Source organism: Bradyrhizobium sp. HKCCYLS3070, assembly GCF_051167575.1.
Lineage (GTDB): Bacteria > Pseudomonadota > Alphaproteobacteria > Rhizobiales > Xanthobacteraceae > Bradyrhizobium.
Window position 1 is genome coordinate 810,362 of sequence record NZ_JBNPTI010000002.1, and the last position, 20,133, is coordinate 830,494.

17 protein-coding genes are annotated in these 20,133 nt (G+C 66.1%); 14 read left to right on the forward strand and 3 right to left on the reverse strand.

What is annotated here, in order from left to right; translation table 11 throughout:
* The first annotated feature begins 72 nt into the window (after positions 1–72).
* Entirely contained in the window at positions 73–1,581 is a 1,509-nt protein-coding gene (locus tag ACQR03_RS12380) for a glycosyltransferase family 39 protein (protein WP_434841222.1), read from the forward strand.
* 111 nt (positions 1,582–1,692) lie between these two features.
* Here the strand turns inward: ACQR03_RS12380 and ACQR03_RS12385 are convergent, their stop codons facing one another.
* Positions 1,693–2,511: a uracil-DNA glycosylase gene (locus ACQR03_RS12385; RefSeq protein WP_434841388.1), complete on the reverse strand. Its 819-nt coding sequence runs from the start codon at positions 2,509–2,511 to the stop codon at positions 1,693–1,695.
* A gap of 305 nt (positions 2,512–2,816) precedes the next feature.
* Here ACQR03_RS12385 and ACQR03_RS12390 point away from each other — a divergent pair, with 305 nt between their 5' ends.
* The 3 genes from ACQR03_RS12390 to ACQR03_RS12400 all read left to right on the forward strand — a co-directional run bounded on the left by ACQR03_RS12390 (position 2,817) and on the right by ACQR03_RS12400 (position 7,578).
* Positions 2,817–4,475, forward strand: coding sequence for an electron transfer flavoprotein-ubiquinone oxidoreductase (locus tag ACQR03_RS12390; protein ID WP_316200693.1), 1,659 nt, complete (start codon positions 2,817–2,819; stop codon positions 4,473–4,475).
* 241 nt (positions 4,476–4,716) lie between these two features.
* Positions 4,717–6,513, forward strand: coding sequence for a tetratricopeptide repeat protein (locus ACQR03_RS12395; RefSeq protein WP_434841221.1), 1,797 nt, complete (start codon positions 4,717–4,719; stop codon positions 6,511–6,513).
* A gap of 162 nt (positions 6,514–6,675) precedes the next feature.
* Entirely contained in the window at positions 6,676–7,578 is a 903-nt protein-coding gene (locus ACQR03_RS12400) for a 4-(cytidine 5'-diphospho)-2-C-methyl-D-erythritol kinase (RefSeq protein ID WP_315810694.1), read from the forward strand.
* Positions 7,579–7,767: 189 nt separating this feature from the next.
* On the opposite strand, the gene ACQR03_RS12405 is transcribed toward ACQR03_RS12400, so the two are convergent.
* Complete coding sequence (locus tag ACQR03_RS12405) at positions 7,768–8,778, reverse strand: polyprenyl synthetase family protein (RefSeq protein ID WP_315717243.1); 1,011 nt, start codon at positions 8,776–8,778, stop codon at positions 7,768–7,770.
* Positions 8,779–8,929: 151 nt separating this feature from the next.
* Here ACQR03_RS12405 and ACQR03_RS12410 point away from each other — a divergent pair, with 151 nt between their 5' ends.
* From ACQR03_RS12410 to ACQR03_RS12445, 8 genes are all read left to right on the forward strand, one after another.
* Positions 8,930–9,157, forward strand: a complete 228-nt coding sequence (locus ACQR03_RS12410) for a DUF2007 domain-containing protein (RefSeq protein ID WP_006613556.1) — start codon at positions 8,930–8,932, stop codon at positions 9,155–9,157.
* Positions 9,150–9,914: a tRNA1(Val) (adenine(37)-N6)-methyltransferase gene (locus ACQR03_RS12415; RefSeq protein WP_315750427.1), complete on the forward strand. Its 765-nt coding sequence runs from the start codon at positions 9,150–9,152 to the stop codon at positions 9,912–9,914. The genes ACQR03_RS12410 and ACQR03_RS12415 overlap by 8 nt, the downstream gene beginning before the upstream one ends.
* Positions 9,915–10,156: 242 nt before the next feature.
* On the forward strand, positions 10,157–11,059 hold the full coding sequence (locus ACQR03_RS12420) for a S49 family peptidase (RefSeq protein WP_315717239.1): 903 nt from the start codon (positions 10,157–10,159) through the stop codon (positions 11,057–11,059).
* 105 nt (positions 11,060–11,164) lie between these two features.
* Positions 11,165–11,356, forward strand: coding sequence for a hypothetical protein (locus ACQR03_RS12425; RefSeq protein ID WP_315717238.1), 192 nt, complete (start codon positions 11,165–11,167; stop codon positions 11,354–11,356).
* A gap of 128 nt (positions 11,357–11,484) precedes the next feature.
* A complete protein-coding gene (locus tag ACQR03_RS12430; protein WP_315810692.1) occupies positions 11,485–12,432 on the forward strand; it encodes a glycine--tRNA ligase subunit alpha in 948 nt (315 codons plus the stop codon).
* A gap of 286 nt (positions 12,433–12,718) precedes the next feature.
* On the forward strand, positions 12,719–13,150 hold the full coding sequence (locus ACQR03_RS12435; RefSeq protein WP_315826963.1) for an endonuclease domain-containing protein: 432 nt from the start codon (positions 12,719–12,721) through the stop codon (positions 13,148–13,150).
* A gap of 3 nt (positions 13,151–13,153) precedes the next feature.
* Entirely contained in the window at positions 13,154–15,472 is a 2,319-nt protein-coding gene (gene glyS, locus ACQR03_RS12440; RefSeq protein ID WP_316193410.1) for a glycine--tRNA ligase subunit beta, read from the forward strand.
* Positions 15,473–15,474: 2 nt separating this feature from the next.
* Entirely contained in the window at positions 15,475–16,068 is a 594-nt protein-coding gene (locus ACQR03_RS12445) for a class I SAM-dependent methyltransferase (RefSeq protein WP_316193409.1), read from the forward strand.
* 171 nt (positions 16,069–16,239) lie between these two features.
* Here ACQR03_RS12445 and ACQR03_RS12450 read toward each other — a convergent pair whose 3' ends face one another.
* Positions 16,240–16,593 carry a DUF1236 domain-containing protein gene (locus ACQR03_RS12450; RefSeq protein WP_315717233.1) on the reverse strand — a complete coding sequence of 118 codons (354 nt, stop codon included), beginning with the start codon at positions 16,591–16,593 and terminating at the stop codon, positions 16,240–16,242.
* 248 nt (positions 16,594–16,841) lie between these two features.
* On the opposite strand from ACQR03_RS12450, the gene ACQR03_RS12455 reads away from it, so the two are divergent.
* Both ACQR03_RS12455 and ppdK read left to right on the forward strand, forming a co-directional pair.
* Positions 16,842–16,997: a DUF3096 domain-containing protein gene (locus ACQR03_RS12455; RefSeq protein ID WP_012042558.1), complete on the forward strand. Its 156-nt coding sequence runs from the start codon at positions 16,842–16,844 to the stop codon at positions 16,995–16,997.
* A 106-nt stretch (positions 16,998–17,103) separates the two neighbouring features.
* A complete protein-coding gene (gene ppdK / locus ACQR03_RS12460; protein ID WP_315717231.1) occupies positions 17,104–20,067 on the forward strand; it encodes a pyruvate, phosphate dikinase in 2,964 nt (987 codons plus the stop codon).
* Positions 20,068–20,133: the final 66 nt, after the last annotated feature.

The window sequence follows — 20,133 nt, forward strand, 5'->3', positions numbered from 1 at the left end:
GCTGCGGATGAGCGACGGTCCTGCCGGCCTCCTCGACGTCCTCAGCGATTCAGCCAAGCGATCCAGCCGTTCATGCGTTTCACGTCCCTGGTTGTCGAACTGATCCGCGCAAGGCCGCGGCTGGTCGTCGTCATCGTGGTGCTGTGCCAGGCCCTGATGTGGCTCGGCGTGGCCATGCTGTTCTATCGCAGCCCGCCCGGCCAGCTTGCCACCACCATCGCGTTTGGACGCGAGTACCAGGTCGGCACCGATCTCGGGCCGCCGCTGTCGTTCTGGCTGTCGGACGTCGCCTATCGCCTTGCCGGCAATCATCTGCTCGGCGTCTACGTGCTGGCCGTGCTGTGCTCGGCGCTCAGTCTGTGGGTGATGTATCTCCTGGCGGCGGCGATCGTCGGCGGCCAGCAGGCGGTGCTTGCCGTGCTGCTGACCATCACCATCACCGCGTTCGGTGCGCCCACGCTGGAATTCGGTCCGGAGGTGCTGGCGCGTCCGCTCTGGGCGCTGCTGCTGCTCCATAGCTGGCGGATTCTCGGCGAGGGCCGGCGCAACGCCTGGTTTGCCTGGTCGATCGAGGCCGGCCTGCTGCTGCTGACCACGCCGGCCGCCACCGGCCTGCTGCTGCTGATCGCGGGCTTCGTGGTCTCGACCGCGCAGGGCCGCCGCGTGCTGCGCTCGTTCGATCCGCTGTTCGCGCTGCTCGTGGTGGTGGCGCTGGCGCTGCCTTATCTCATTTTCGTGCTGCGCTCCGACAGTGTCGGCTTACCAGCGCTGCCCGTTCTCGCCGAGCTCTCGGCGCGCGCTTGGCATTGGCTCGCGCTGGCGGGGGGGCTGCTGCTGGCGATCTCGGCCGCGCTGCTGCTGGTGCTGCTCGACGCCGGCTGGATCAATCGCGGCGAGACCGATGCGCCGATCATCTATCGCCGCTCGGTGCCGCCGCTCGCGCGCGACTTCGTCTATTGCTTCGCGATTGCACCGGCGCTGGCCGGCAGTCTGATCGCAGGCCTGTTCGGCCTCTCGACCGTGTTCGGCGGCACTGCCGTGACCCTGACCATGGTCGGCCTTGCCCTGGTGGTCGCGTCGGGTGATCTGATCTATCTGCGGCGGCAGCGGCTGCTGCGCCTGGTCTGGGCGGTCGCGATCGCCGCGCCCGCCATCCTCGCGGCGGGCAGCGCCGTGGTGCTGCCGTTGCTCGGCGACCGCGAGGTCGCGACGGCGATGCCGGCCCGCGACATCTCCCGTTTCTTCGTCGAGAGTTTTGAGCGCCGTACCAACCAGCCGCTGCAGGCGGTCGCCGGCGATCCGCAGCTCGCCAGCCTGGTCGCGCTCGGCCGCCGCCGCGCGCATCTGTTCCTCGACGCCACCCCGCAGCGGACGCCATGGGTCACGCCGGCCAAATTCGCCGAGAGCGGCGGCGTCGTGGTATGGCGCGCCTCCGACACGGTCGGCACCCCACCGCCGGAGATCGCCCAGCGCTTTCCTGGGCTGGTGCCGGAGGTGCCGCGCAGCTTCGACTGGCTGATCAATGGCCGCCAGCCGGTGCTGCGCATCGGCTGGGCCATCGTGCGGCCGAAGGGACCGTAGCGCTTTCCATAAGCCGTCATTGCGAGGAGCGAAGCGACGAAGCAATCCAGAGGCTTGGGCGGGATTCTGGATTGCTTCGCTTCGCTCGCAATGACGCGGAGAGAGTTCGGCTCAGACCGCCATCACCTTCGCGATCGCGCGCAGGTCCTGCCAGGACAGCCGCTTGTAGGACGGCGAGCGCAACAGATAGGCCGGGTGGAAGGTGGCGATCGCGCGGATGGTGCGCTTGCCGGTGTCGTAGTCGCGCCATTTGCCGCGCGTGCGCATGATGCCCTCGGTGGTGCCGAGCAGCGCCTGGGTCGACGGGTTGCCGAGCGTCACCAGCACGTCCGGATCGACCAGCTCGATCTGGCGGCGGATGAACGGCAGGCAGATCTGCGTCTCCTGCGGCGTCGGCGTACGGTTGCCGGGCGGGCGCCAGGGAATGACGTTGGCGATGTAGACCTTGCTGCGGTCGAGCCCGATCGCGGCGATCATGCGGTCGAGCAGCTTGCCGGAGCGGCCGACGAATGGCAGGCCCTCGATGTCCTCGTCGCGGCCGGGCGCCTCGCCGACCAGCATGATGCGCGCCTGCGGATTGCCGTCGGCGAATACCAGTCGCGATGCCGTCTGCTTCAGTGCGCAACCGTCGAAAGTCTCCAGGAGCTCGCGCAGCGCCTCTAGGGTCGGCGCTGTCAGCGCCGCCTCGCGGGCCGAGGCGACGGCCGCTTCCGGCGGAGGCGGCGGTTCGCCGCGCGGCGCAATGATCGCCGGCGCGGATAGCCGGCCGGCTTGCGGCGCCGCCGCCGGACGGGCGGCAGGAGCGGCAGAGGATGCGGCCTCAGGCTCCACCAGCCGGTTGATCGGCTCGTCGGCCAAGGCGCAATCGACCCCGGCCTCCAGATAGAAGGCGAGCAGTTGGCGGACGTCGGGGAGGGGCTCGGGGGTCATCATGATCGATCGTGGCAACAATGTACGCCGCCTCGGCGCATGGCGGAATGCATTTCGGTGGTTGTCCTGCCCCGAAAAATCGGAAACAAGAGCTTGGAATAACCCAAAAAAGGGACGGAACGCCCTAGTGTTCCGGCGCCAGCGTTCGCTCCCCCTCAGGACCAGCCCATCAGCGAACCGCCGGCGCCTCCAGGAACCCTAGTTAAGTCATTGTTGCTGTTGCAGCTCCGGGTTTGACCTTTGCACGCGCCAGGGGGATGCAAAGGTCAAATCCACTGCACCGGCCGGGCCTGAGATTGAGAGACATGAGCACCGAAGAGTTACCTCCGCGCGAATCCATGGAGTTCGACGTCGTCATCGTCGGCGCCGGCCCGTCGGGCCTGACTGCCGCGATCCGGCTGAAGCAGCTCAATGCCGACCTCAACATCGTCGTGGTCGAGAAGGGCTCCGAGGTCGGCGCGCACATTTTGTCTGGTGCGGTGATCGATCCGGCGGCGCTGGACAAGCTCATCCCCGACTGGCGGTCGGACGAGGATTGCCCGCTGAAGACCCAGGTCAAGGTCGACAAGTTCTTCTGGATGACCGAGAGCAGCGCGATCTCGCTGCCGGGCTTCGCGATGCCGCCCTTGATGGACAACCATCATTGCTACATCGGCTCGCTCGGAAATGTCTGCCGCTGGCTGTCGCGCAAGGCCGAGGCGCTCGGCGTCGAGATCTATCCGGGCTTCGCGGCCACCGAGGTGCTGTATGACGAGCAGGGCGCGGTGCGCGGCATCGCCACCGGCGACATGGGCATCGGCAAGGACGGCAAGCCGAAAGCCTCGTTCACGCGCGGCATGGAGCTGCTCGGCAAGTACACGCTGTTCGCCGAGGGTGCGCGCGGCAGCCTGTCCAAGCAGCTGATTTCGAAGTTCGCATTGGACGCCAAGAGCGAGCCGGCGAAGTTCGGCATCGGCCTCAAGGAAGTCTGGCAGATCGATCCGGCCAAGCACCAGAAGGGCCTGATCCAGCACTCGTTCGGCTGGCCGCTCGACATGAAGACCGGCGGCGGCTCGTTCCTGTATCACTACGACGACAATCTCGTCGCGGTCGGCTTCGTCGTCCACCTGAACTACGACGATCCTTATCTGTCGCCGTTCGAGGAATTCCAGCGCTTCAAGACCCATCCCTCGATCCGCGGCGTGTTCGAGGGTGGCAAGCGGCTAGCCTACGGCGCGCGCGCGATCACCGAGGGCGGCTACCAGTCGGTGCCGCGGCTGTCGTTCGCCGGCGGCGCGCTGATCGGCTGCGCCGCGGGCTTCGTCAACGTGCCGCGCATCAAGGGCGTGCACAACGCGATGGGCAGCGCGATGCTCGCGGCCGAGCACGTCAATGCCGCGCTCGCATCCGGCCGCGCCAATGACGAACTGGTCAGTTACGAGAACGCCTGGCGCGGTTCGCCAGTCGGCGAGGATCTGTTCAAGGTCCGCAACGTCAAGCCGCTATGGTCGAAGTTCGGCACGGTGCTCGGCGTCGCGCTCGGCGGCTTCGACATGTGGTGCAACACGCTCGGTTTCTCGTTGTTCGGCACCCAGTCGCACGTCAAGCCCGATCGCGCCACGCTCGATCCCGCCAAGGCGCACCAGCCGAAGCCGGCGATGAAGCCGGACGGTAAGTTGACCTTCGACCGGCTGTCCTCGGTGTTCCTGTCGAACACCAATCACGAGGAAGACCAGCCGGTGCATCTGAAGGTCGCCGACATGGCGCTGCAGAAGAGCTCCGAGCACGACGTCTATGCCGGGCCGTCCAACCGCTATTGCCCGGCGGGCGTCTACGAATGGGTCGAGGAGGGCACCAGCCCGCGCTTCGTGATCAACGCGCAGAACTGCGTCCACTGCAAGACCTGCGACGTCAAGGATCCCAACGGCAACATCACCTGGGTTCCTCCGGAAGGCGGCGGTGGGCCGAACTACGAGGCGATGTAGCCTCGCATAACGCACGATTGCGTGAGTCGGCTGCTCCGGGGAGGGCAGCCGGCCACGATACGGCCATACTGGCGCGGTTTGACGCAGGTCACCTTCGCCAAAGGGGCTCCCGGCTGACCCGAATATCCTGCAAATCCTTGCGGTTGGCCGTCAAACGCGGCATTGTCGGCGCCTTGAAGAGCTGCCGATCGGGTTCGTGTCCGTACCGATCCGTCATTTCCAACAACCAGAGCGCACCGTGATGTTGTCAATTCGCAATCGCTGGACCGCAATTGCCGTTTCTGCCTTGCTGATCCCCGGTGCCGTCCTGGCCCAGACGCCGGATCATCCTGCGGACAACGCCGCAAAATTTCCGACCGGCGTCGATCTGAAGTCGCTCACCACATCGGGCAGCTATCTGGCGGCCCGCCACGCCAGCGTCGAGCGCGACGCTGCCTCGGCGGCGGCGTTCTACCGCTCGGCGCTACGCAGCGACCCGAAGAACAACGAGCTGCTTGACCGCGCCTTCATCTCCTCGGTCGCCGATGGCGACATCGACGAGGCCGTGAAGCTGGCCGAGCGCGTGCTCACGATCGACAAGTCCAACCGCATCGCGCGTCTGGTGGTCGGCGTGCAGGACATCAAGCAGAAGAAATACGCGGCCGCCCAGACCAACATCAACCAGTCGGTGCGCGGGCCGATCACCGATCTCGTCGCCACCTTGCTGTCGGCGTGGGCCGCGGCGGGCGCGGGCGATTCGAAGGCCGCCGTCGCCAATATCGACAAGCTGACCGGTCCCGAATGGTATCCGCTGTTCAAGGATCTTCATGCCGGCATGATCCTGGAGCTGGCCGGCAAGGAGAAGGACGCCGGCACGCGGTTCGAGCGCGCCTACAAGCTCGACGATTCGATGCTGCGCATCACCGAGGCCTATGCGCATTGGCTGTCGCGCAACAAGGATGCGGCGGCAGCAACGGCGATCTATGAGGCCTTCGACAAGAAGCTCGCGCGCCACCCGCTGGTGCAGGAGGGGCTGCGCGACACCAAGGCCGGCAAGAAGCTGCCCTCGCTGGTCGATTCGCCGCAGGCTGGCGCCGCCGAGGCGCTGTACGGCATCGGCGCGACGCTGAGCCGCCGCGGCGGCGAGGATCTGGCGCTGGTCTATCTACAGCTCGCGCTGCACCTGCAGCCGAGTCATCCGCTGGCGCTGCTGTCGCTCGCCGATCTCTATGAGACGGTGAAGAAGCCGCAGATGGCGATCAAGGTCTATGAGCGGGTGCCGGCGAGCTCGCCGCTGAAGCGCAATGCGCAGATCCAGTTGGCGACCGATCTCGACAGCGCCGACCGCAGCGACGAGGCGATCAAGATCCTCAAGGACGTGATTGCACAGGATCCGAAGGACCTGGAGGCGATCATGGCGCTCGGCAACATCGAGCGCGGCCGCAAGAAGTTCGCCGATTGCGCCAAGACCTATTCGCTCGGCGTCGATTCGCTGCCCGCCAACAACGACAAGGCCAACAGCGTCTATTACTATTATCGCGGCATCTGTCTCGAGCGCTCCAAGCAGTGGCCGAAGGCCGAGGCCGACATGCGCAAGGCGCTCGAGCTGCAGCCCGACCAGCCGCACGTGCTGAACTATCTCGGCTATTCGTGGATCGACCAGGGCGTCAATCTCGACGAAGGCATGAAGATGATCAAGCGCGCGGTCGAACAGCGCCCGGACGACGGCTACATCGTCGATTCGCTCGGGTGGGCCTATTTCCGCATCGGCAACTACGAAGAGGCGGTGAAGAACCTCGAGCGCGCGATCGATCTGAAGCCCGAGGATCCGACCATCAACGACCATCTCGGCGACGCCTATTGGAAGATCGGCCGCAAGCTGGAAGCAAAGTTCCAGTGGGCTCATGCCCGCGACCTGAAGCCGGAGGCCGAGGAGCTGCCGAAGATCGAGGCCAAGATCCAGAACGGCCTGACCGACGATCCGGCGCCGGCCGCGGCGAGCAACGACAGCAAGGACACGCCGTCTGACGCCAAGAAGGACGACGGCAAGGGCGGCTAGGTCGCCCTGATCACGAGGTGAGAGCCATCACGGGCTCCTCGGCTTGCCGGGGAGCCCGGATGATTTTGATGAAGCGTGTGGCGGTGCCGGCCACGTTCGTTTCGGCCGCTGGCCGAGCGCGATACCGGATCCGCCACCGAACATGCTGGGGGCATTGCGCCGATGTTGGCGTCCACGGTCACCGGCGCGCTGCAGGAGCAGGGGCGCGCCAAGGTCAATCTGACCCTGCGGGTCGTCGGCCGCAGGGTCGACGGCTACCATGATCTCGAAAGCGTCGTTGCTTTCGCCGACTGCGCGGACCAGCTTACGCTGGTGCCGGGCCCGGAGCTGAGGCTGACGACGACCGGGCCGCTCGCGGAGGCCTGCGGCGAGACCACGGACAATCTGGTGCTGAAGGCGGCGCGGCTGCTGGCGGAGGCCGTTCCGGGCCTGAAGCTTGGCGCCTTCACGCTGGAGAAGGTGCTGCCGGTCGCCGCCGGTATCGGCGGCGGCTCGGCCGATGCCGCAGCGGCGCTGCGGCTGCTGGCGAAGCTGAATGGCCTGTCGCTGGACGACCCGCGCCTCACTGCGGTCGCCTTGAAGACCGGCGCCGACGTGCCGGTTTGCGTGCCCTCGCGCGCCTGCACCATGACCGGCGTCGGCGAGAACCTGCAGCCGCTCGCGCTTCCCGTCCTGCCCTGCGTGATGATCAATCCGCGCGTGCCGGTGGCGACCAAGGACGTGTTCCAGGCGCTCGGCCTCAAGCCGGGCGATCTGCTGGTCGGCGTGACGGATGTTCTCACGGCGCCGTCCTGGCCGAAGGCCGGTGCCACCATCGCCCATTGGGTCGCCGCGCTCGACCAGGTGAAGAACGATCTCGAGCCGCCAGCCTTGAAGGTGCAGCCGATCATCGGCGCCGTGCTCGACGCTCTCCGTGCGAGCTCAGGCGTGCTGCTGGCGCGGATGTCGGGCTCCGGCGCGACGTGCTTTGCGATCTACGGCAGCGAGGTCGACGCGAAGGCCGCCGGCGCAGAGATCGCCGTCGCGCACCCCGAATGGTGGGTGCATGCGGGGACATTGAGTTAGTCGTAAACTACTTACTAGCGGCGAGCGGCTTCCCGATACAGCGCCCTCCGCTTGCTGAGGCATACCCCTCACCCAAGCGAGCGTGTTGCCCTGTCCTGCATGCCCTCTCCCACAAGGGGCGAGGGCGCATTAATGCACACCGCCTGCGCCGGGGCATGACATCACGAAGGGCAGGCCCAGGTTCGCCAACTAATGCGACCGCGCCAAACAGAACGCCACCACCTGCTCGAGCGCGGTCTTCATCGGTGACGCCGGAAACAGCGCCAGCGCGTCGACGGCCATGGCGCCGTAGTGATGCGCGCGGCTGATCGTGTCCTCCAAGGCGCGATGCTTGTTCATCAGCCCGATTGCATGGTCGAGATCGTGATCGCTGATCTCGCCGCGCTCCAGCGCCTTGATCCAGAAGGCACGCTCGCTGTCGCTGCCGCGGCGGAACGCGAGCACCACCGGCAGCGTGATCTTGCCCTCGCGGAAATCGTCGCCGACATTCTTTCCGAGCTTGGCGGCCTTGCCGCCATAGTCGAGCACGTCGTCGACGAGCTGGAAGGCGATGCCGAGATTCATGCCGAAGGACCGCGAGGCGGTCTGCTCGGCCTTGGGCCGATCGGCGAGCACCGGCCCGACCTCGCAGGCCGCGGCGAACAGCTCGGCGGTCTTGCCGCGGATCACGGCGAGATATTCGTCCTCGGTGGTTGCGGTGTTCTTGGCGGCGGCAAGCTGCATCACCTCGCCCTCGGCAATCGTGGCGGCGGCGGCCGAGAGAATGTCGAGCGCGCGCAGCGAGCCGACCTCGACCATCATGCGGAACGCCTGGCCGAGCAGGAAGTCACCGACCAGCACGCTGGCCTCGTTGCCCCACAGCATGCGCGCCGACAATTTGCCGCGGCGCATTTCGCTCTCGTCAACCACGTCGTCATGGAGCAGCGTCGCCGTGTGCATGAACTCGACGGCCGCGGCGAGCTTGACGTGACCGTCGCCGGTGTAGTCGGTGAGATGCGCCATCGCCAGCGTCAGCATCGGCCGCAACCGCTTGCCGCCGGAGGAGATCAGGTGGTTTGCAACCTCCGGGATCATCGTGACGTCCGAGCCAGTGCGCGACAAAATCGTAGCGTTGACCCGTTCCATGTCGGCTGCGACCAGCGCGACCAGCCCATCGATGGAGGCTCCCGATGGACTCTCGAAAGGTACGATAACCGCCACTCTGGTCTCCGATTTTGCTATGCTCGAAACGACAATAGAAACTGCGGCCGCAGGCGGCAAGGGCAGACACGGAACCTTGACCCGAGCCTTCTTGACCAAGCCTGGTTGACCGAAGCCCTTCTTGACCCAAGCCCGCATGGAGACATAACGATTGAAGGAATTGGTTCGGACCAATGATATCGTGCTGGTTTCGGCGATCGGGGCGCTGCTCGATGGCGCCGACATCCATCACCTCGTGCTCGATCAGAACATGAGCATCATCGAGGGCTCGCTCGGCATCCTGCCGCGCCGGATCCTCGTGCATGAGGACGACAATCTCCAGGCCCGGCGGCTTCTCACCGACGCCGGGCTGGCGCATGAGCTGCGCCCTGATGAGTGACGCTGTCGACATCTCCGAGGACGCCGTGCTCGGCGGCCAATTGCGGCTGCGGCAGCCCACGACGGGCCATCGCGCCGGCCACGACGCAATCCTGCTGGCGGCGGCGACGGCCGCGCGTTCGGGCGAGCGGGTGGTCGATCTCGGTGCCGGCGTGGGGACGGCCGGGCTGGCCTTGGCCCGGCGCGTGGGCGGTCTCGGCTTGACGCTGGTCGAGCGCGAGCCGGATCTGGCGCGCCTCGCGCGCGACAACGCACGCGCCAATGCCTTGCCCGCGGAGGTCGTGGTGCTGGACGTCGCCGCGGACGCGGCTGCTTTCGCGGCCGCAGGGCTCGGGCCCGACAGTGTCGACGTCGTGCTGATGAATCCGCCGTTCCACGATGCCGCGCGTCACCGTGCCTCGCCCGACGCCGCGCGCGCGACCGCGCACATGGCAACGGCGACGACGTTGGAGATCTGGACGCATGCCGCGCGGCGGATGCTGAAATCCGGTGGCGTGCTGACCTTGATCTGGCGGGCCGATGGTTTGAGCGGGGTTGTCGCGGCGCTGGCGCGCGGCTTCGGCAGTCTTGCCGTTCAACCGGTTCACGGCCAAGCGGGCAAGCCGGCGATCCGTATCCTGGTCAGGGCCGTTAAGGGAGGGCGGGCGCCGACCCAGCTTCTCGCCGGAGTGGTGCTGAATGAGGCGGCAGGCGTGCCGAATGACGAGGCCGTGCGGGTGCTGTCGGGGCAGGGGGCGCTGGCCTTGAGCACCCCCTGAACGGTTGGTCGTGGTCGGGCGTTATTGCGTCTGAGCTTCGGACTGGCGTTCGGTTACCGTCGTGAACCGGATCGCAGTCAATAGAGTACCGATCAGCAGCATCAACAGGTAGACCTTCATGTATTCCTCCGCCGCACTCTGCACCTTGGCTCGCCGTGCGATTGCCCAGGAGATTGCAAGGCTCGTTCCAGCCCTTTGAATGGCAGCGGCGCGATAAAAAGTGGTTAATCCGAGGTAACAGGATGGTGGACAATTTGACACAACCCAGCGATGCAGCCGGGCTCTTCGATCGGCTGAAGGCGCTGCTTCCGGCGCGGCTGCGCGGCGTACCGGTGGTACCGGTCGTCCGCCTGTCCGGCGTGATCGGCGCGGTGACGCCGCTGCGGCCGGGCCTGACGCTTGCGGGCGTCGCCAAGGTGCTGGAGCGCGCCTTCTCCATGCGCAACGCCAAGGCGGTGGCGCTGGTGATCAATTCGCCCGGCGGCTCGCCGGTGCAGTCGCGCCAGATCTACTTGCGCATCCGTCAGCTCGCGGCGGAGAAGAAGCTGCCGGTGCTCGTGTTCGTCGAGGATGTCGCGGCCTCCGGCGGCTACATGATCGCCTGCGCCGGCGACGAGATCTTCTGCGATCCGTCCTCGATCCTCGGTTCGATCGGCGTGGTCGGCGGCTCGTTCGGGCTGCAGGACCTGATCAAGAAGATCGGCATCGAGCGCCGGCTGTATACGGCCGGCGAGCACAAGGCGATGCTCGATCCGTTCCTGCCGGAGAATCCCGACGACGTGGCGCGGCTGAAGAAGATCCAGCGCGAGATCCACGCGCTGTTCATCTCGCTGGTCAAGGAGAGCCGCGCGACCCGGCTGAAGGGCGCCGACGATGTGCTGTTCACCGGCGAGTACTGGGCCGGCGACAGCGCCGTCACGCTGGGGCTGGCGGACGCCATCGGCGACCTCCGCGCCGTCCTGCGCACCCGCTTCGGCGACAAGGTTGCAACGCCTGTCGTGGCGCCGGCGTCCGGCCTGTTGTCGGGTCTGCTCGGCCGCCGCGCCGCGGGCGCCGGCAGCCTGGGATTCGGCTGGACGGGGCTGGCCGAGGAGGTGATCTCCGCGGCCGAAACCCGGGCGATCTGGGCCCGCTTTGGGTTCTAGACTGGGGGCGCGCCATTTCGCCCCTCGCAATCCGGATTGCGGGGGGAACCGGGATCGGCGACAATGGGATTCGGGGTGGCTCTGTTCATGAACGAGGATCGACCAATGCCGCCGTTCGTTGCTTTCGCGGGTATGCTGGGCGGGCTTGCCGTGGTTCGCTGGGCCTACAAGGCCGCGCAGAAGATCAACCGCGAGCTCGAAGAGGCGCGGCTGTCGCGCGTCGCCGAGGCCGCACAGGCCGCTGAGATCAAGACTCTGCGCCGCGATCCCGTCACGGGCGCCTACCGGCCGGGCTGACGCGAGCCGCTGATCTTCGAACGACGGCACGTCGCCGCCGTTCGGAGACCCTATTGCCTTGATTCCTGATGGTCCCGCCGATACGGTCCGCGCGCTTTTCCGACGCCTGCGAAAGACCGATATCGACGATGGACTCGCTGCCTCCGCACATGCGCCCCGAACGTTCGTTCCAGGGCTTCATCCTGGCCCTGCAACGGTTCTGGGCCGAGCAGGGCTGCGTGATCCTGCAGCCCTACGACATGGAGATGGGGGCAGGCACCTTCCACCCGGCGACGACCTTGCGCGCGCTCGGGCCGAAACCGTGGAATGCCGCCTACGTGCAGCCGTCGCGGCGGCCGAAGGACGGCCGCTACGGCGAGAACCCCAACCGGATGCAGCACTACTACCAGTTCCAGGTGATCATGAAGCCATCGCCGCCGAACCTTCAGGAGCTGTACCTGAAGTCGCTCGGCGCGATCGGCATCGACGCCGCCGTGCACGACATCCGTTTCGTCGAGGACGATTGGGAGAGCCCGACGCTGGGCGCGTGGGGGCTCGGCTGGGAGTGCTGGTGCGACGGCATGGAGGTGTCGCAGTTCACGTATTTCCAGCAGGTCGCGGGCTTCGAATGCGCGCCGGTCGCGGGCGAGCTCACCTACGGCCTCGAGCGCCTGGCGATGTACGTCCAGGGCGTCGACCGCGTCTATGACCTCAACTTCAACGGCCGCGACGGCGACGCCAAGGTCACCTATGGCGACGTCTTCCTGCAGGCCGAGCAGGAATATTCGCGGCACAATTTCGAGCATGCCGACACCGACATGCTGTTCGAGCAGTTCAAGATGGCCGAGGGCGCGTGCCGCAAATATCTCGCCGCCGGCTGGCAAGAAAATGCAAAGCTGGGCAATCGCCGGGAACATCAGATGGCGCTGCCGGCCTACGACCAGTGCATCAAGGCCAGCCACGTCTTCAACCTGCTCGACGCCCGCGGCGTCATCTCGGTCACCGAGCGCCAGAGCTACATCCTGCGCGTCCGCGAGCTCGCCAAGGCCTGCGGCGAGGCCTGGCTGCATACGGAGGCCGGCGGGGCGGGAGTTTGAGTCAATATCGACGCGGGAAGTGACTCTTCGACCCTCCCCTGGAGGGGGAGGGTCGGCACGCGATCGAGCGAAGCGAGATGCGTGCCGGGGTGGGGTGATCTCTCGGCTCGGGCACTGTTGATGATGGATAGACTGTCACCCCACCCCGATTGCTCATGCTTGCGCATGAGCAATCGACCCTCCCCCTCCAGGGGAGGGTGGCACTGCGCTGGTGGGTGGAAGATGTGATCACCCTCACTTGGTGGAGGATTGATCGCAGGCGAGCGGAGTGGGGTGAAGGTGCCAGATGGGCAAACGGCCGATCAGCGACTTCAAACGCCGAACCGCGAAACGGCTGCGCGAAAACACGACGGCGGCCGAAGACATTCTGTGGCGTCACCTGCGGCGCCTCGAGATCGAAGGGACCCATTTCAGGCGACAGGTCGTCATCGGTCCCTACGTTGCAGATTTTGCCTGCCTGGCTCGTCGCCTCATCATCGAGGTGGACGGCTCGCAGCACGGAGAGGATGCGAACATCCAGCGCGACGAGGCCCGGACGCGTTGGCTCAACTCGGAAGGCTATCGCGTTTTGCGATTTTGGAACAACGACGTTATGACCAGGACTGAGGCGGTGCTCGAAGCCATTCACACGGAGATCGCGGTCACCCCACCCCGCCTGCCCTTGGCAGGCGACCCTCCCCCTCCAGGGGAGGGTGGTTCTTCGTGCAGAGAGACTTGAGATATGCCTGATCTTCTCCTCGAACTGTTCTCCGAAGAAATCCCCGCGCGGATGCAGGCCAAGGCGGCCGACGATCTGCGCCGCATGGTGACCGACAAGCTCGTCGCCGAGGGCCTCGTCTATGAGGGCGCCAAGGCGTTCGCGACGCCGCGGCGGCTGGCGCTGACCGTGCACGGCATCCCGGCGCGGCAGGCTGATCTCAAGGAGGAGCGCAAGGGCCCGCGCGTCGGCGGCGCGGATGCCGCGATCCAAGGCTTCCTCAAGGCCACCGGCCTGTCCTCGATCGAGGAGGCCACGATCCAGCGCGATCCGAAGAAGGGCGACTTCTACGTCGCGCTGATCGAGAAGCCCGGCCGCGCCACGCTCGACGTGCTCGCCGAGATGCTGCCGGTGATCGTCAGGACCTTCCCCTGGCCGAAATCGATGCGCTGGGGCAAGCGCTCGGAGCGACCGGGCGCGCTCAACTGGGTGCGGCCGCTGCACGCGATCACTGCCACGTTCGGCCTGGAGACCGAGGAGCCGGACGTCGTCAGCTTCGCCGTCGACGGTATCGAGGCGGGCCAGACAACATTCGGCCACCGCTTCATGTCGCCGTCGCCGATTTCGGTGCGCCGCCTCGAGGACTATGAGGCCAAGCTGCTCGACGCCAAGGTCGTGCTCGATCCTGACCGGCGCAAGGACACCATCGTTACCGACGCCAAGCAGCTCGCTTTTGCGCAAGGCTATGAGCTGGTCGAGGACCCCGTGCTGCTCGACGAAGTCGCGGGCCTGGTCGAATGGCCGGTGGTGCTGATGGGCTCGTTCGATCCGGAGTATCTGAAGGTCCCCGGCGAGGTGATCCGCGCCACCATCCGCAACAACCAGAAATGCTTCGTGGTGCGCGACCCCAAGACCGGCGGGCTGGCGCCAAAGTTCATCCTGACCGCGAACATCGAGGCGACCGACGGCGGCAAGACCATCATCGCCGGCAACGAGCGCGTCATCCGCGCCCGGCTGTCGGACGCGAAGTTCTTCTATGAGACGGATCTGAAGACGAGGCTCGAGGACCGCCTGCCGAAGTTCGAGCAGATCGTGTTCCACGAGAAGCTCGGCACACAGGCCGAACGCATCGCCCGCATCGAGAAGCTCGCCGCTGAGATCGCGCCGCTGGTCGGCGCCGATGCTGCGAAGACCGCGCGCGCCGCCAAGCTCGCCAAGGCCGACCTGCTCACCGAGGTCGTCGGTGAGTTCCCGGAAGTGCAGGGGCTGATGGGCAAGTACTACGCGCTGGCCCAGGGCGAGGACGCCTCCGTCGCCGCAGCCTGCGAGGAGCACTACAAGCCGCAGGGACCTGGTGATCGCGTGCCGACCGACCCGGTATCGGTGGCCGTGGCGCTCGCCGACAAGCTCGACACGCTGGTCGGATTCTGGGCGATCAAAGAAAAGCCGACGGGATCGAAGGACCCGTATGCGCTGCGTCGCGCGGCTTTAGGTGTGATCCGGATCATCTTGGAAAATAATCTCCGACTTCACCTCGCTAGTATCTGCGGGCCTTGGTTTTTCCAACTGGCTACGGCAATTCGCGCGCGCGAAGTGGGGAACGAAGTGAAGCAGGTGGAGAGTAGTGAGAAGCCTGGGTTCACTACGTTTGTTGTGCGGGTGGATGCGGAAACGTTTGGTAGACGCAGCGTCCCAGTGGCAGTTGTCGATCTCATCTCATTCTTCGCCGACCGTCTGAAAGTGCAACTTCGTGAGCAAGGCGCCCGGCACGATCTTGTCGATGCCGTTTTCGCGACATCACCTTCCCCTTGGTGGCGGTCGGATGCCGTGAGAAGTGGTGCAGCCAAACTTGATCTCATCGAAGCAGCCGGCAGCCAGGAGGCCCTGGATCGTGAGCCTCCGCCGGAAGAGGAGATGAAGGATGACCTGCTGATGGTCGTGCGCCGCGTTGAGGCGCTCGGAAAATTCCTCGACAGCGACGACGGCAAGAACCTGCTTGCCGGCACCAAGCGCGCGTCCAATATCCTCGCGATCGAGGAGAAGAAGGACAAGCGCAAGTTCGACGGCGCGCCGGATGCTGCGCTGTACAAGCTCGATGAGGAGAAGGCGCTGGCGAAGGCGATCGGCGAGGTCGCTGCGGAAGCGGGTGCTGCCGTCGCCAAGGAGGACTTTGCCGCCGCGATGCGCGCGATGGCGAAGCTGCGCCCGGCGGTGGATGCCTTCTTCGACAGGGTGAAGGTCAACGACGACGATCCAAAGATCCGCGAGAACCGGCTCAGGCTGCTGAACGAAATCCGCAGCGCCACGCGTGCGGTCGCGGACTTCTCCAAGATCGAGGGCTGAGAGTGGACCGGCCGACGCTCGCCGCCTATGACCGTGAGGCGGCGGTGTTCGCGGCCGACTGGCATGCGCAGCCGGCGTCGGCCGATCTCCACGACATCGTCAGGCGCTTCTTCGTGTTCGGTGGCCGCACCGCGGACATCGGCTGCGGCAGCGGCCGCGAGGTCGGCTGGCTGAATGCCAACGGGTATCCTGCGGAAGGTTTCGACGCGTCGGAGGGACTGCTGGCTGAAGCGCGCACGCGCTATTCGAACGCGTCGTTCACGCGTGCCGAACTGCCCGCTCTCGCCAACATCGCGGATGCAAGCTTCGACAACGTGCTGTGCGAGACCGTGCTGATGCATCTCGATCGCAGCGACGTGGTGCCGTCGGTGCGGCGGATGCGCGCGATCACGAAGCCCGGTGGCGTCCTGTATCTGAGCTGGCGGGTGACGGAGCAGGCCGATCAGCGCGATGCCCACGGCCGGCTCTATGCGGTGGTCGACCTCGCAACCATCCGCGCACTCTTTGAAGCTGATACGAGCCTGCTCGATGAGGAGGTGGTCAGTGCCTCCTCGGGCAAGGTCATCCATCGCCTGGTGGTGAAGACGGCTGCCTGAGCGCAAAGTGCGCCCTGGCTCACAGCAGGCGTCGTCGGTCGCCCCTGGATCGCGTCGCGACGCTTGCGATGACGGCGAAAAAAGTAAGCCCCACCCGGCGGGGGGAACCGGGCAGGGCCTTTCACATCTGGCCGCTTGCGGGGGCGTTGGCGACCAAATGCAGCTCTATAACTACTCAACAACCTGAATGATCCGCCGGGATCGCGGTTCGACCAGAACAGTTTCGCCGTTGACCACGGTGTAACGGTAAGGTGTCGCACCGAAGCGCTGAGGAACGTCGTAATATGTAACACCGGACTCTGGCAGCACGGTGCCAACAACGACGCGATCGGGGATCACATAGTTGGGAACACGCTCGCGGACGACATATTCGCGAAACTCCGGCCGTCGCTCGACCGTGATCACTGGAGCGTCCTCCTCGACCACGACGCTGCGGCCGACGCCCGTGGTGTAGGATTGCGCCTGTGCGGCCGCCGGAATCACGAGTGCGGCCACGAGGGCGGCAAGGGTGAGATGGGTTCGCATGGACGGGACTCCTGAGCTGTTGATCGCTGAGAGAGACCGGCGCGCGCCGGCATCTGCTCCCAATGCCGGCAACAGGTCATCGTTCCGCGCAACGCCACGTGGAACCGGCGGCATTTTTGCGGCAGATCCAGCGGTGGGGGAACCGGAACTCGTGCCGTGCGTCTCCTATTCCGCCACGATGGGCCAGGATAAAGTCCGGCCAAATCGAATCGCCCCAGCCTCGTCCTTCAATCATTCAGAGCTCGTCGATGACCCTGACCGTTGCCCATATCTCGCCGATCATGTCCGTGATCGCCGGCGTCCTGATCCTGATCATGCCGCGCCTCTTGAACCTGATCGTCGCGATCTTCCTCATCCTGAACGGCCTGATCGGCATGGGCCTGCTGAAGTGGCTCCACTTCTAGTCCCAGGTTCTAGTCCCAAGGTCGGGAACCCCCGAGCTTGCGCCGCAGCGCCCAAAGTGGTGTAAGGCGCGCGATTTCTCCTCCCATTTGCGGATCGAAGCACCTCATGGCCAAAGCGGTAGCGAAGTCTAAGAAAGTTACAGCGAAATCAAAGCCTTCCAAGCCCGGCAAGGCCAAGACCGCAGCACTCGCTCCACCGCGCAAGGCGCTCAAGACGGCGTCGAAGCCCGTGGCCAAGGCCCCGGCCAAGGTCGCGCCCAGGTCTGTACCGAAAGCGCCAGTGAAAACCGCTCCGAAGAAGCCGGCCAAAACGGCTGCCAAGCCGGTCGCCAAGGCCGCGAAGGCGTCGGCTGCCAGGGCCCCGGCCAAGAGCGCGGTCACCGCGATCAAGCCGAACAAGTGGGTCTACACCTTCGGTGACGGCAAGGCCGAAGGTAAGGCCGGCCTGCGCGACCTGCTCGGCGGCAAGGGCGCCAATCTGGCCGAGATGGCCAATCTCGGCCTGCCGGTGCCTCCGGGCTTCACCATTCCCACCTCGGTCTGCACCTACTTCTACGCCAACGACAAGACCTACCCGAAGGAGCTGCAGTCGCAGGTCGACAAGGCGCTCGACTACATCGGCAAATTGACCGGCAAGAAATTCGGCGATCCGGAGAACCCGCTGCTGGTCTCGGTGCGCTCCGGCGCCCGCGCCTCGATGCCGGGCATGATGGACACCGTGCTCAATCTCGGCCTCAACGACCAGACGGTGGAAGCGCTGGCACAGCTGTCCGGCGACCGCCGCTTCGCCTTCGACAGCTATCGCCGTTTCATCACGATGTATTCGGATGTCGTGCTCGGCTTCGAGCACCATCATTTCGAGGACATCCTCGACAGCTTCAAGGACACCCAGGGCTATCAGCTCGACACCGACCTCTCCTCCGAGGACTGGGAGATGCTGGTCGGCAAGTACAAGGACGCCGTCGCCCACGAGACCGGCAAGGACTTCCCGCAGGACCCGCACGACCAGCTGTGGGGTGCCATCGGCGCGGTGTTCTCATCCTGGATGAACGCGCGCGCGGTGACCTATCGCAAGCTGCACGACATCCCGGAATCCTGGGGCACCGCCGTCAACGTCCAGGCCATGGTGTTCGGCAACATGGGCGACACCTCGGCCACCGGCGTCGCCTTCACCCGCAATCCCTCGACCGGCGAGAGCAAGCTCTACGGCGAGTTCCTGATCAACGCGCAGGGCGAGGACGTCGTCGCCGGCATCCGCACCCCGCAGGACATCACCGAGGACGCCCGCGTCGAGTCCGGCTCCGACAAGCCGTCGATGGAAGTCGCGATGCCCGACGCGTTCAAGGAGCTGACGCGGATCTACACGCTGCTCGAGAAGCACTACCGTGACATGCAGGACATGGAGTTCACGGTCGAGCGCGGCAAGCTGTGGATGCTGCAGACCCGCAGCGGCAAGCGCACCGCCAAGGCGGCGCTGCGCATCGCGGTCGAACTCGCCAATGAGGGCCTGATCTCGGAGAACGACGCCGTGCTCCGCGTCGACCCGGCCTCGCTCGATCAGCTCCTGCACCCGACCATCGATCCCGCCGCCAAGCGCGATGTGGTCGCGACCGGCCTGCCGGCCTCGCCCGGTGCGGCATCGGGCGAGATCGTGTTCTCCTCGGACGAGGCCACCAAGCTGCAGGCCGACGGTCGCAAGGTGATCCTGGTCCGCATCGAGACTTCGCCGGAGGACATCCACGGCATGCATGCTGCCGAGGGCATCCTGACCACGCGCGGCGGCATGACCTCGCACGCCGCCGTGGTCGCGCGCGGCATGGGCAAGCCCTGCGTCTCCGGCTGCGGCACCATCCGCGTCGACTACGGCCGTGGCACGATGAGCATCGGCGGGCGCACCTTCAAGACCGGCGACGTCATCACCATCGACGGCTCCGTCGGCCAGGTGCTGGCCGGCCGCATGCCGATGATCGAGCCGGAGCTGTCCGGTGAGTTCGGCACCCTGATGGGCTGGGCGGACGCCGTGCGCGAGACCGGCGTGCGCGTCAACGCCGACACGCCGGAGGATGCGCGCACCGCCATCAAGTTCGGCGCCGAGGGCATCGGCCTGTGCCGCACCGAGCACATGTTCTTCGAGGAGACCCGCATCCGCACTGTGCGTGAGATGATTCTCTCCGAGGATGAGCAGGAGCGTCGCGCCGCGCTCGCCAAGCTCTTGCCGATGCAGCGCGCCGACTTCGTCGAGCTGTTTGAGATCATGAAGGGGCTTCCCGTCACGATCCGTCTGCTCGATCCGCCGCTGCACGAGTTCCTGCCGCACACCCAGGCCGAGGTCGAGGAAGTCGCGCGCGCGATGAACACCGATCCGCGCCGCCTGGCCGATCGCGCCCGCGAGCTGTCGGAGTTCAACCCGATGCTCGGCTTCCGCGGCTGCCGTCTCGCGATCGCCTATCCGGAGATCGCCGAGATGCAGGCGCGCGCGATCTTCGAGGCGGCGGTCGAGGCCGAGAAGCGCACCGGCGAGGCCGTCGGCCTCGAGGTGATGGTGCCGCTGATCGCGACCAAGGCCGAGTTCGACCTGGTCAAGGCGCGCATCGACGCGATGGCGCAGGCCGTGATCCGCGAGACCGGCGCCAAGCTGGAGTACCAGGTCGGCACCATGATCGAGCTGCCGCGCGCAGCCCTGATGGCCGGCCAGATCGCCGAGGCCGCCGAGTTCTTCTCGTTCGGCACCAACGATCTGACGCAGACGACCTACGGTATCAGCCGCGACGACGCCGGCAGCTTCCTCGGCGCTTACGTCGCCAAGGGCATCCTCGAGATCGATCCGTTCATCTCGATCGACCGCGAGGGCGTTGGCGAGCTGGTCAAGATCGGCGTCGAGCGCGGCCGTGCCACCCGACCCAACCTCAAGGTCGGTATCTGCGGCGAGCATGGCGGCGATCCCGCCTCGGTGGCGTTCTGCCACAAGGTCGGCATGAACTATGTGTCGTGCTCGCCCTACCGCGTGCCGATCGCCCGCCTGGCCGCTGCGCAATCCGCGCTCGGCAAGGAGATCGCGAGCCAAGCCTGATCCTGCTGCGATCGATCTGATCTGACGAAGGCCGGCACATGTTGCCGGCCTTTTTCATTGGTGAGG

What these genes read in the sequence shown, in the direction of transcription:
- ACQR03_RS12385 (WP_434841388.1), bottom strand. Translation starts at nt 2,511, where the DNA reads ATGACCCCCGAGCCCCTCCCCGACGTCCGCCAACTGCTCGCCTTCTAT.
- ACQR03_RS12425 (WP_315717238.1), top strand. Translation starts at nt 11,165, where the DNA reads ATGCCGCCGTTCGTTGCTTTCGCGGGTATGCTGGGCGGGCTTGCCGTG.
- glyS (WP_316193410.1), top strand. Translation starts at nt 13,154, where the DNA reads ATGCCTGATCTTCTCCTCGAACTGTTCTCCGAAGAAATCCCCGCGCGG.
- ACQR03_RS12390 (WP_316200693.1), top strand. Translation starts at nt 2,817, where the DNA reads ATGAGCACCGAAGAGTTACCTCCGCGCGAATCCATGGAGTTCGACGTC.
- ACQR03_RS12420 (WP_315717239.1), top strand. Translation starts at nt 10,157, where the DNA reads ATGGTGGACAATTTGACACAACCCAGCGATGCAGCCGGGCTCTTCGAT.
- ACQR03_RS12380 (WP_434841222.1), top strand. Translation starts at nt 73, where the DNA reads ATGCGTTTCACGTCCCTGGTTGTCGAACTGATCCGCGCAAGGCCGCGG.
- ppdK (WP_315717231.1), top strand. Translation starts at nt 17,104, where the DNA reads ATGGCCAAAGCGGTAGCGAAGTCTAAGAAAGTTACAGCGAAATCAAAG.
- ACQR03_RS12455 (WP_012042558.1), top strand. Translation starts at nt 16,842, where the DNA reads ATGACCCTGACCGTTGCCCATATCTCGCCGATCATGTCCGTGATCGCC.
- ACQR03_RS12450 (WP_315717233.1), bottom strand. Translation starts at nt 16,593, where the DNA reads ATGCGAACCCATCTCACCCTTGCCGCCCTCGTGGCCGCACTCGTGATT.
- ACQR03_RS12395 (WP_434841221.1), top strand. Translation starts at nt 4,717, where the DNA reads ATGTTGTCAATTCGCAATCGCTGGACCGCAATTGCCGTTTCTGCCTTG.
- ACQR03_RS12415 (WP_315750427.1), top strand. Translation starts at nt 9,150, where the DNA reads ATGAGTGACGCTGTCGACATCTCCGAGGACGCCGTGCTCGGCGGCCAA.
- ACQR03_RS12430 (WP_315810692.1), top strand. Translation starts at nt 11,485, where the DNA reads ATGGACTCGCTGCCTCCGCACATGCGCCCCGAACGTTCGTTCCAGGGC.
- ACQR03_RS12435 (WP_315826963.1), top strand. Translation starts at nt 12,719, where the DNA reads ATGGGCAAACGGCCGATCAGCGACTTCAAACGCCGAACCGCGAAACGG.
- ACQR03_RS12400 (WP_315810694.1), top strand. Translation starts at nt 6,676, where the DNA reads ATGTTGGCGTCCACGGTCACCGGCGCGCTGCAGGAGCAGGGGCGCGCC.